Origin of the sequence: Bacteroides zhangwenhongii, assembly GCF_009193325.2 — a bacterium.
GTDB lineage: Bacteria > Bacteroidota > Bacteroidia > Bacteroidales > Bacteroidaceae > Bacteroides > Bacteroides zhangwenhongii.
On the sequence record NZ_CP059856.1, the window covers coordinates 3,331,912 to 3,343,702 of the forward strand.

Annotated in this window: 8 protein-coding genes; 1 reads left to right on the forward strand and 7 read right to left on the reverse strand. The window is 42.3% G+C overall.

Annotation, left to right across the window (positions count from 1 at the left end):
• Positions 1 to 2: 2 nt before the first annotated feature.
• On the reverse strand, positions 3 to 1,610 hold the full coding sequence (pckA, locus tag GD630_RS13575) for a phosphoenolpyruvate carboxykinase (ATP) (RefSeq protein WP_007761960.1): 1,608 nt from the start codon (positions 1,608 to 1,610) through the stop codon (positions 3 to 5).
• 270 nt (positions 1,611 to 1,880) lie between these two features.
• On the opposite strand from pckA, the gene upp reads away from it, so the two are divergent.
• Positions 1,881 to 2,534: a uracil phosphoribosyltransferase gene (upp, locus tag GD630_RS13580; protein WP_143868154.1), complete on the forward strand. Its 654-nt coding sequence runs from the start codon at positions 1,881 to 1,883 to the stop codon at positions 2,532 to 2,534.
• Positions 2,535 to 2,538: 4 nt separating this feature from the next.
• On the opposite strand, the gene GD630_RS13585 is transcribed toward upp, so the two are convergent.
• The 6 genes from GD630_RS13585 to ahcY all read right to left on the reverse strand — a co-directional run bounded on the left by GD630_RS13585 (position 2,539) and on the right by ahcY (position 11,778).
• Entirely contained in the window at positions 2,539 to 3,414 is an 876-nt protein-coding gene (locus GD630_RS13585; RefSeq protein ID WP_143868155.1) for a helix-turn-helix domain-containing protein, read from the reverse strand.
• Positions 3,415 to 3,452: 38 nt separating this feature from the next.
• On the reverse strand, positions 3,453 to 5,090 hold the full coding sequence (locus GD630_RS13590; RefSeq protein ID WP_143868156.1) for an efflux MFS transporter permease: 1,638 nt from the start codon (positions 5,088 to 5,090) through the stop codon (positions 3,453 to 3,455).
• Between the two features lie 70 nt (positions 5,091 to 5,160).
• On the reverse strand, positions 5,161 to 6,252 hold the full coding sequence (locus GD630_RS13595) for an HlyD family secretion protein (protein WP_007747893.1): 1,092 nt from the start codon (positions 6,250 to 6,252) through the stop codon (positions 5,161 to 5,163).
• A gap of 11 nt (positions 6,253 to 6,263) precedes the next feature.
• Entirely contained in the window at positions 6,264 to 7,595 is a 1,332-nt protein-coding gene (locus GD630_RS13600; protein ID WP_143868158.1) for a TolC family protein, read from the reverse strand.
• A 224-nt stretch (positions 7,596 to 7,819) separates the two neighbouring features.
• Positions 7,820 to 10,342 carry a YfhO family protein gene (locus GD630_RS13605; protein ID WP_143868159.1) on the reverse strand — a complete coding sequence of 841 codons (2,523 nt, stop codon included), beginning with the start codon at positions 10,340 to 10,342 and terminating at the stop codon, positions 7,820 to 7,822.
• 17 nt (positions 10,343 to 10,359) lie between these two features.
• The gene (ahcY, locus tag GD630_RS13610; RefSeq protein ID WP_182505617.1) at positions 10,360 to 11,778 is read right to left on the reverse strand and encodes an adenosylhomocysteinase; all 1,419 of its coding nucleotides are present in this window, start codon (positions 11,776 to 11,778) and stop codon (positions 10,360 to 10,362) included.
• Between the last annotated feature and the right edge of the window lie 13 nt (positions 11,779 to 11,791).

Below are 11,791 nucleotides of genomic sequence, written 5' to 3' on the forward strand. Positions count from 1 at the left end.
AATTAGAGCTTCGGACCAGCAGCAACCAAAGCCTTACCAGCTTCGGTACCTGTAAACTTAGCAAAGTTCTTGATGAAACGTCCAGCCAAATCTTTTGCTTTCTCTTCCCATTTACAAGCACATTCATAAGTATCGCGCGGATCAAGGATTTTCGGATCAACACCCGGAAGTTCTGTAGGAACAACAAAATCGAAATAAGGAATAACCTTAGTCGGAGCTTTGTCGATAGAACCGTCAAGGATAGCATCGATAATACCACGAGTATCTTTGATAGAGATACGTTTGCCGGAACCATTCCAGCCAGTGTTAACCAAGTATGCTTTAGCACCGGTCATTTCCATTTTCTTAACCAGTTCTTCTGCATATTTAGTCGGGTGCAATGACAAGAAAGCAGCACCGAAGCAAGCTGAGAAAGTCGGAGTAGGTTCAGTGATACCACGTTCTGTACCAGCCAACTTAGCTGTAAATCCAGACAAGAAGTAGTATTGAGCCTGTTCCGGATTCAAGATAGATACCGGAGGCAATACACCGAATGCATCAGCAGACAAGAAAATAACTTGTTTAGCGTGAGGGCCTTTAGATACAGGTTTAACGATGTTTTCGATGTGATAAATAGGATAAGAAACACGAGTATTTTCCGTTACACTCTTATCCGTGAAATCGATCTTGCCATTAGCATCAACAGTTACGTTTTCCAGTAAAGCGTCACGTTTGATAGCATTGTAGATATCCGGTTCACTGTCTTTATCCAAGTTGATAACTTTAGCATAGCAACCACCTTCGTAGTTGAATACACCTTCGTTATCCCATCCGTGTTCGTCGTCACCGATCAATTTACGTTTCGGGTCAGTAGACAAAGTAGTCTTACCTGTACCTGACAGACCGAAGAAAATAGCAGAGCTAGTACCTTCCATATCTGTGTTAGCAGAACAGTGCATAGAAGCGATACCACGAAGCGGGTTCATGTAGTTCATGATAGAGAACATACCTTTCTTCATTTCACCACCGTACCAAGTGTTCAGGATAACTTGTTCTTTAGTCTTCAAGTTGAATACTGTAGCAGTTTCTGAGTTCAAGCCCAGTTCTTTGTAGTTGTCAACTTTAGCCTTAGAAGCGTTGAAGCATACAAAATCAGGTTCTCCGTAGTTAGCAAGTTCTTCTGCCGTCGGGCGAATAAACATGTTAGTTACGAAGTGAGCCTGCCAAGCTACTTCCATGATAAAACGTACTTTCATACGAGTAGCTTCGTTAGCGCCACAGAAAGTATCAACAACGAACAAGCGCTTGCCAGACAACTGTTTCACAGCTTTAGCCTTCAAGTCAGCCCAAGCTTCTTCAGTACAAGGTTTGTTGTCGTTTTTGTATTCGTCAGAAGTCCACCATACTGAATTTTCAGAAGCTTCATTCTTAACGAAGAATTTATCTTTAGGAGAGCGACCGGTATAGATACCTGTCATTACATTAACAGCACCTAATTCAGTTACTTGACCTTTTTCAAAGCCTTCCAGACTCGGTTTTGTTTCTTCAGCGAACAAAACATCATAAGACGGGTTGTGCAGGATTTCTGTTACACCTGTAATACCGTACTTGCTCAAATCTAAATTTGCCATTTTCTTTTGAATTAATTAAAATTGGTATTTTGTTTTATTATCTCTTTCTATGATATATAAATGCAGAGGAGATTGGATACCCTCTTGTAAATCCGGGTACAAAAGTAATACTTTCTTTGGAATGCAAGAAGGGATTAGAGAAATTTTTCCCTAATTGAATCTCTTTTATAAATTCCTAACAATATCTGCAAACTGAATATTGCAATTTGAAAGATTATCGCTTACTTTGCAAAACAAAATAATGCGGGATACATTAAATAATTATTCATCATGAAAGTAGTTGATTTTAGCAAAACAAATTCGATTCTAAACCAATACGTCTCCGAAATTAGAAATGTAGAAGTTCAGAACGACCGCCTGCGTTTCCGCCGTAACATTGAGCGTATCGGAGAAATCATGGCTTATGAAATGAGTAAGGAGTTTACCTACTCGGTAAAGAACATTCGGACACCTCTCGGAATCGCCCCGGTCAGCACTCCGGACAACCAATTGGTTATCAGCACTATTCTACGTGCCGGTCTGCCTTTTCATCAAGGCTTCCTAAGCTATTTTGACGGAGCGGAGAACGCATTTGTTTCTGCTTACCGTAAATATAAGGATACACTGAAATTTGATATACACATAGAATATATTGCTTCACCACGCATTGATGACAAAACACTAATCATCACAGATCCCATGTTGGCAACGGGTAGTAGCATGGAACTCAGTTATCAGGCAATGCTGACCAAAGGTCATCCAACCGAAATTCATGTAGCTTCCATTATCGCCAGCCAACAAGCCATCGATCATATCAAAAATATATTCCCCGAAGACAAGACTATTATCTGGTGTGCCGCTATTGATCCTGAAATCAACGAACATTCTTATATCGTTCCCGGATTGGGCGACGCAGGCGACCTTGCTTACGGAGAAAAGGAATAATCCTTTAGAGACTTTTCCGATACTGTTGTGGCGACATCCCCATTTGCTTCTTAAAGAAAGTGCCAAAATAGGAAGCATTTGGGAAGCCAAAGTCATTGGATATTTCCTGAATATTTTTTTGAGTATTTTTAAGCAAGGAGATACATTTACGTATAATCGCCTTAAAAACGAGTTCCTGTACCGTATATCCACAGATACTTTTAGATACAGCAGACAAGTATTTAGGTGACAGACATAATTTATCTGCATAAAATTCGACTCCCCGCTCCTGCATATAATGCTGCTCGATCAGTTGAATCAAGCGGATAAAGGTTTCACGCTTACGCCCTCCCGCATCTCGTCTTTCACTAACAAGTTTACGATTATAAATAGAGCAAATCCGGTATGTCAGCGCAAGCAGAAGCAACTTCTGTTCATAGAACTTAAATGAATTCTCTTCAGGCTGCAAAGCACTATCCAACAAAGACATATATTTCAGAATATCTTCCTCCTCACCGGTATTCCACACGCAAGAGGGGGCTTCAGATGTCAACCGAGAATACATATACATGGAAACAACCAGATTACCCATAATATCCCGAATAGGATCTATCTGATAAAACAACATCTGTATTTCCAAATCCCCAGATTCTTCGAGGATCTGAAATTCACCATCTTCAGGAATAAACAAACTTTCACCCGCCTTAGCCAAATGTTTCTTCTGATTGAGTAAAAACAGAAACTCTCCTTGCCCACAAACAATCACCCCCAACCCCTTCATACGAAAAGGTGCTTGCAGCGGGGAGGGAAAAGTCACAAATATTCCTCTTGAACTACATATATTTTTTCCGTTTAGCAAATCGCGTTCAAACTGCAACAAACGATCTCGTCCAATTCCCATTATAACAGCATATTAACAGAGTACTACTAAAAACGGCACTAAGTTAACAATTTCCGTTTAGGATAAGGAACAACAAGCACAAATATCATACAAATTAATCCACCATAGATCGTCCAGCCCGCCATTTCTTTAAGAGCGGAAAGTGTAGCCTGCACCTGAATACGGCCTTTGGTAGATATGGCAGCCATATTACGAGCTTCCGTCTCACTCTTCCCCTGATATTTCATCCCTTGTACCGTACCGAGAAAAGAAGCGGAAGCATCCGGATTAAGCAAGTCTACATTCTGTGCATAACGGGTTACATAATGTTGTTGACGTTCCTGCAATACATTTGTATAGAGTGCTCCTCCAATGCTTGGCCCCACAACCATACGCACGGTAAGCATAATGCAGATCCATGTGGAAAGATATTTAAAGGGCATACGTTGGTTAGCATAGGCAGCCGTCAGCGCATATAAAATCATCATACCCGTGGCACGGATAATAACCGCATATTTCAAACGCTCATAAACTCCTGCGGTCTGCACTTCAAAATACATGAATACGGCAGACAAAGACAGAAAGAAGAATCCCATAGCAAATAGATACTTAAAATGCAATCCTTTACTTCCCAACACCATAGCAAGTACAGCACCAATAGCATACCCCACCATGCACCAGTTACCCAACGCCGCATTCTGTAAATTATCAATATGCATACCGACCCCCGCAAACACATTGACAAACATTGCACTGGAATTTATCACCATCAACAACAAATAAAGTAATGCTCCCATACGTATGGTACGCAGTTTAAACGCATCCAACAATACATAAGGAGAGCGGCGCCTCGCATCCATATAAAGAAATACTCCCGCAAAAAGAATACTGACAGCCGTCGCCCAGCGAATGGACTCATCAGCATACCAATCGAGTACTTTCCCATAGACCAGCACATAAGTGAGACACGTCAAAGAGATGCAGAACGCTGTAACATTGCCAAATTTACGAAAATTAATAGGAAACCGTCCTGGAAACTTATAATTCGGCATAGTTATAAAAAGGAGTAAAATAGATACCAGCAGAATCCCCATCATAAAATAGTACACATACTTCCACTCATATTCAAAGGACAGCCAGGCCGTCAGCGCCGTACCTGACTGTCCCAGAATCATAAAAAACAGATAAACCGCCGGCTGACTCACACACCGGTCAATATCCAGCTTATTCCATCCGGAAGCGTCTTTTGGTTCCAAACCTGGAGTAATGTTGCGGGTAGCTTCCATGCCACCGGCATACCAGATAAGCGTAAACAAATTGACCATCATCAGCACCATGCGCAAAAATCCTGTCAAAAGACTACAAAGTGCCAACAAAAAAACACTATCAGTCTTTGCACAGATATAACTGAATATATACATGAATGCAAACCCGACAATACACATCATCTTTTCCCGTCGCACACATACCAGTTGATAAAGAAAGGGAGCAAAAGCCGCCATACCTATCGAAGTTACAAAGTTGGCAAACTGTATATGTTCGGAGATAATACCAAGCCCACTCATCATTTCGGTACTATTGACCGAATAAACCCCACCTACCGTAAGAATCGGCAGAAAGAAGAACAAAAGAATTATAATACCCAACGGTTTGGGCATCCAACTGTAAAAAGGATAGTTTTTAGGATAAGAGGGCATTGGGTTTAATTAAAAATTATAAATTAAAAATCAAAGAAGGAGATATAGTGCGGGAGGAGGTGGTAGGTAATTAGAGTTTGGCTTTCACCACTACCATCATGCCTGCTGCCAGTCGTTCATTATCCTCCTTGGACAAATCGGTAAAATCAATTCGCACCGGAATACGCTGCTGAATCTTCACAAAGTTGCCTGCCGAATTGTCCGTTGGTACTAATGAATATTTGGATCCGGTAGCTCCGGATATGGAGGTCACCTTCCCTTTGAATTCTTTATCACTGATCGCATCTACCGTAACAGATACCTCTTGTCCGATACTCAGATTTTCTATCTGTGTCTCCTTATAATTAGCCACAATCCATTTTTGCGTATTGGGGAGAATATACGTAATAGTCTGTCCGGCTGCAATAAATTGCCCCTCTTCTAAGGAACGACGTCCCAGTTTTCCATCACATGGAGCCACCACAACCGTATAAGAAAGATTCAAACGTGCCATTTCGAGTGCAGCCGTTGCTCTTTGGATGGCAGCTTCAGTACTCACACGGCGATAAGACACTTCATCCACACCGGAAAGAGCTGCCTTTTTCTGTCTTTTCACAGCCTCCAGCTTCTTACGTGTAGCTTCATAGTCCGTGACAATCTGTTCCAACTGAATGGGGGTAGCCGCTTTCCGTTCCACCAGATTCTCATATCGCTTCCTGTCTTTTTCCAACTTCGCCAAACGCACCTCAATCTCCGCGATAGACGCGTCATAAACGGTTGCTGTTGTCTGTGTTGTATTGAGTGTCGCATTGATAACCGTTGCACCGGCTTGCGCATCTTTCAAAGCAGCCTCCGCTTCCATTACCCGAATCTTATATTCACGGTCGTCAAGTACCAGTAACGTATCTCCCTTACGTACTTCCTGATGCTCGGTAAAATAGATTTTGTCAATATAGCCGGATGCACGCAAGTTGATAGGCGACACATATTGTTCTATCTGTGCATCGTTACTAGTCTCCGTCTGACTATAATTCAGGAAAAGACAGATCACTTCAATCACTCCCCAGACGATAATAGCCACTCCCAAAAGGCTGACTGCTATCTGCCACCGACGAAGTTTCTTCATCTTCTTCGCTTTCTCCTGATGAGTAGCGGAAGGAATATTATTTTCCATTGTTTCCATATTTATGATTGTTATTTGACTAATGATTCGATTTGTCCGGTCAGTTTCAACAACATCAGGTTAGTGACCCGGTAATTATAGTGCGCGCTAATATAATTATTCTGCGCCTCACTCATTTGCATCTCATCCTGCAACACTTCAGTCATAGAAGCAATTCCTTCACGGTAACGGTCGGATGTGACCGTATACACATCTTCCGCCAACAAATAATTATCCTTCTGCTTCTTAAAGTTACGCTGATTGTTCATCAAGTCGTTCACGGCATTCAGATACTGAGTTTGCAGACTCTTCCGGGCATTTTCCCATGCCAACTTACTGTTCTCAATATCAATCATCGCCTTCTTGATTTTATATGTCTTATCCAGCCCGTCGAAGATAGGAATACGCAACGTCAGCCCCAACCCGTAAGAGCGGAACCAATGGTTGGATGGGCCGGAGTGAAACCAGTGGTAGCCTTTATCCGTATAAGCAGCATATCGCCAACTACCCGTCAAGCTCAGTGAAGGTATATAACCGTTACTAATTATCTTCTTTTGTTTCTCTGCCAGTCGCACTTGTGATTGTGAAAGTTGAAGTTCATAGATATTTTCCGACAAACCGGTCAAAGCCACTGTAGTAATACTATCGGTATTTACCGGTGTTAATACAAACTCCTTTTCAGCCGGATAATCCATTATATATTTCAGCATATTCAACTGCTGTTTCATCATAGCCTGCGCATTGTCATATTGTACCTTCAGATTTTCCAAATTTATATTCACTCTTTTCAGATCGACTTCCATAGACATCCCGTTATCAAAAAAAGCTTGCGTAATATCCCTCAATTCTTCCAAACGAGTGATATTAGCTTTTATCAGTACTATCTGTTCGGCCGTAACCTGTCCGAGATAATACATCTTACTGATTTGCATAATGATATCTTCCCTAGCCTTTCCATAAGACAGGCGGCTGATTTCCTCCATCACCTTAGCTATGGACATAGAGGTATAGAGTGTCTGATTGAAAAGCGGCATTTGCATTTCCAACCCCGCATTGGCAGTATGCTGCAATGTTTTCGTAATATTATAAGGGACACCATAAGAAGAGCCGTCAGTAACGGACACAGGCGGATCAAAATTGTTATTATAACCGGCTATCGCCGTTATCTGTGGTAATAACTTCGACCGGTTCTCAGATACGCCATACTTGCTTTTCTGTATTTCTTTGCGTTTCCCCTCCAACGACAAGTTATTGTCAATACCAATACGAAGGCAATCCTCTAATGTCAGGATCTCCACCTCTTGCGCTTTTCCGTCCACGACAAGTAAGGAAAGAAAGGAAAATATGAATAGTAGTCTTCTCATAATATATATGCTATTATTGGCTACAAATTTAGCAGCTTATGACATAATGAGAGTATCCACAAACTATTTGTTTATATTCATATTTTCCCTTTTCGAGCAATAATCTACCCAAAACCGGACTATTCCGGATATACTGCATAGAAAAACAAACGGCTCTCTTCCTTCCGAAGAGAGCCGTTCCTATCAAATTCAGCTACTTTAATTATTCAAAAGCAAATATTCATTTATTTCGTTTCAGTTTTTCCAGTAAACTTATTACGTTTCGTCCACACAAGGATCATCACTCCGACCAACAATAAAGCCAACGCGACATAAGCGATACTTTCCGTGACGTGTATGCTCTGCGGATTAAACCACATTTCAATGGTATGTTCACCGGCAGGTACATTCATGGCACGCAAGATATAATCTGCACGGGCAATATCTACAGGCTGACCATCAATTGTCGCTTGCCATCCCGGATAATATACTTCAGAGAATACCACAACTCCATCTTTAGGAGTAGAAACTTTATAAACCAATCGGTTAGGTTCGTAATCCGTCAACCGGATAGTAGACAAAGAATCCTTGTATCCTTCCGTCACCCCTTTTAGCTGTTCTTTAAATCTCACATCCACCACAGCAGTCTCCACCGGGCGAATATCATTCAAAGCGTCAATTTCCTCATTCGCATTATTCACATACTGCACTTTATCCACAAACCAGGCATTACCATATGCATACGGGTTCTCAACAGGAACAGGCTGTCCCTTCTCTCCGGCTGGGAAAATAAAGTATTTCGTATTCAGCATATTCAATACGCGGAATTTGGAAGCGTCCACACTATCCATCCTACCTCCGGCAGCAGCCACAGCCTGATAAGTATCCTGCATTTCGGGCATGATATGATGATCGATCATCTCTTGATAGCGACGTAATTTCGCTGCATGATAACCACCGACACTCTTATGCCAGTAAGCAGTATTGTTTTCATTAAACGTATTGCCCGGAAAACCGACAAAATTCAGTACACGATAATCCGGAGCTGTATCCCGAAGGATAATCTCATCCGCCTGAGTCTTCACAAATGCTTCTGTCCGTTTTGATTTCGGGACAAACTGCTCATCATACAAATAGCGTTTATTGACACACCACATATCCGCCAAACACAAAAGTACAATACCGACCAACGTGAAAGAAGCTTTCAACCTCTTCTGCAAGAATAAGAACAGTAAGAAACATCCTACAGCTATAATAAAGAAACTGCGCCATGCATCCGAAGCAATGATCGCTTTGCGCATCTCCGTCAGATTTGTCACAACCGGAGTAAGGTGTTCCGCCGGAAGACCTTGTTGCAAAGCCGCCATCTCCTGCGCCGTTACGAAACTAGAAAAGAAAACACCGGGAGCAACAGCCAGGACCAATGAGACACCAGCTGTCAGCACAAGCGATACGATCACGCCTGTACGGTTCTCTTTCAATTTCAAAATTTCCGGTCTGCCCAATATTTCCTTCAATGCAAAAATAGCCAATAACGGAATAGTAAATTCAGCAATAACCAAAATAGACGATACAGCACGGAACTTATTATACATCGGAACATAATCTATAAAGAAATCCGTCAGCCCCATGAAATTCTTTCCCCACGAGAGTAAAACGGAAAAAATAGTAGCTCCCAATAATGCCCATTTAAGCGGACCTTTTACGATGAAACACCCAAGGACGAACAAGAACATAACAAATGCCCCTACATACACCGGACCGGCAGTCCACGGCTGATCACCAAAATATTGCGGAAATTGCGAATAGATACTACTATACATTGGATTTGCCTTTTCCATAGCAGCTTCACTCCGTGACAAATTATCCGACGAAGCTCCTCCTTTTACATTAGGTACCAATAAAGTCAGGGTCTCCCCAATTCCGTAGCTCCAGTTCGTAATGTAGTCACGGTCCAATCCGCTGCTGGTCTGATTGGCAGCATTCCCTTCCTGCTTTAACTCACTCTTTCCACGCATAGTCTCCTTACTATACTCATACGTATGGTACAAGTTAGAAAGATTAATGCAAACGCCTACCATGGCAGCCAAAGCCAGAATTGCACTAGCCTTGAAGAAATGCGGCAATTCTTTCTTCTTATAAGCATCTTCGAAGTAAGCTCCTATAATAAACAGAATCACAAACATGAAATAATAACTCATCTGTATGTGATTGGAACGAATCTGAAGAGCTATAAACAAAGCCGTAATTATTCCTCCCAACAGATACTTCCTTCGATAAGCCAGGACGATTCCTGCAATCGTAGGCGGAATGTAAGCCAATGTCACAAACTTCCAGATATGCCCTGCCGGTATCAGAATAAAGAAGTAAGACGAGAAAGCCCATATTATACCGCCAAACCCCGCCAACCAAGCCGAAATTCCAAATGCCCGTAAAAGAATATAGAATCCCAACATCATGATAAAAGTCAGTACTACATAATCCGGAAGGTAAAGTTGATAAGTCTTCTCCACCCAAGACAAAGATTTTGTCGAGTCATAACTCGGAGCCATCTGGTAGGTAGGCATACCACCGAAAATCGAGTTTGTCCAGCGGCTACGTTCACCGGTACGTTCAAAATACTCTTGAGCATCCCGTCCGGCTCCGGCACCGGCAGCAGAGTCATGCTGAAACAGAATGCGCCCTTCAATATCTGCCGGAAAGAAGTAGACAAAAGAAATAACAACAAAAGCCAATATAGCAATTATGTCAGGAAGGAGTTTCTTCATATACTTTTCAACTTAAATCAATATCTATAATGATCAGCCTTGTAAGGTCCGTCTACCGATACACCGATATAGGCAGCTTGCTCCGGAGTAAGTTTCGTCAGCTTTACACCGATCTTTTCAAGATGCAGACGAGCTACTTCTTCATCCAGATGTTTCGGCAAACGATATACATTGATATCATATTTATTATTAAACAGCTCAATCTGAGCCAAAGTCTGGTTCGTAAATGAATTGCTCATAACAAACGACGGATGTCCGGTTGCACAACCCAGATTGACAAGACGTCCATCGGCCAACAGAATAATACTATGCCCATCCGGGAAATAATAACGGTCCACCTGCGGCTTGATATTCACACATTTAATACCCGGATAATGTTTCAAAGCATCTACCTGGATCTCATTATCAAAGTGACCGATATTGCAAACGATAGCCTGATCTTTCATTTTCTCCATGTGGTCAATACGAATAATATCGATATTTCCTGTGGTAGTCACAAAAATATTACCTTCCGTACAAGCCTCTTCCATAGTTACGACTTCAAAACCTTCCATGGCGGCCTGTAAAGCACAGATCGGATCTACTTCGGTCACAAGCACCCGTGCTCCATAGGAACGCATAGAATGAGAGCACCCTTTACCCACATCGCCATAGCCACATACTACCACAACTTTCCCGGCAATCATTACATCCGTCGCACGTTTGATACCGTCAGCCAATGATTCACGGCAACCGTACAGATTATCAAACTTAGATTTCGTTACCGAATCGTTGACATTAAACGCCGGGAACAGCAATTTGCCTTCTTCCTGCATCTGATACAGACGGTGTACACCGGTCGTCGTCTCTTCCGATACACCACGTACCTCCTCTGCAACCCGATGCCAACGCGTTTTATCTTCCGCTAAAACCCGCTTCAGAATAGCATTCAATTCTATTTCGTCTTCAGCGTGTACTTCTTTCTCCAGCACAGCCGCATTGTTCTCCGCATCATATCCCACATGAATCATCATTGTCGCATCACCACCATCATCCACAATCACATTCGGACCTTTGCCACCAGCAAAGCTCAAAGCCTGCAATGTACACCACCAGTAATCAGCCAAGGTCTCGCCTTTCCAAGCAAATACGGGCACACCTGAAGCTGCAATGGCAGCAGCAGCATGATCTTGCGTCGAGTATATATTACAAGAACACCAACGTACTTCAGCCCCTAAAGCCACCAATGTTTCAATCAACACGGCTGTCTGAATAGTCATGTGTAACGATCCCATAATACGGGCGCCTTTCAACGGTTTGGATTCTCCATACTTTTCGCGAAGAGCCATCAGGCCGGGCATTTCTTTTTCTGCCAAATCGATTTCCTTGCGTCCGAAGTCAGCAAGCGTAATATCTGCCACTTTATAAGGCAGAGTAGAGAATAATTCTGTAGACATATTGTAAATCATT

Excerpts from the sequence above, each read along its gene's own strand:
- pckA (WP_007761960.1), bottom strand. The coding sequence starts at position 1,610 with ATGGCAAATTTAGATTTGAGCAAGTACGGTATTACAGGTGTAACAGAA.
- upp (WP_143868154.1), top strand. The coding sequence starts at position 1,881 with ATGAAAGTAGTTGATTTTAGCAAAACAAATTCGATTCTAAACCAATAC.
- GD630_RS13585 (WP_143868155.1), bottom strand. The coding sequence starts at position 3,414 with ATGGGAATTGGACGAGATCGTTTGTTGCAGTTTGAACGCGATTTGCTA.
- GD630_RS13590 (WP_143868156.1), bottom strand. The coding sequence starts at position 5,090 with ATGCCCTCTTATCCTAAAAACTATCCTTTTTACAGTTGGATGCCCAAA.
- GD630_RS13595 (WP_007747893.1), bottom strand. The coding sequence starts at position 6,252 with ATGGAAACAATGGAAAATAATATTCCTTCCGCTACTCATCAGGAGAAA.
- GD630_RS13600 (WP_143868158.1), bottom strand. The coding sequence starts at position 7,595 with ATGAGAAGACTACTATTCATATTTTCCTTTCTTTCCTTACTTGTCGTG.
- GD630_RS13605 (WP_143868159.1), bottom strand. The coding sequence starts at position 10,342 with ATGAAGAAACTCCTTCCTGACATAATTGCTATATTGGCTTTTGTTGTT.
- ahcY (WP_182505617.1), bottom strand. The coding sequence starts at position 11,778 with ATGTCTACAGAATTATTCTCTACTCTGCCTTATAAAGTGGCAGATATT.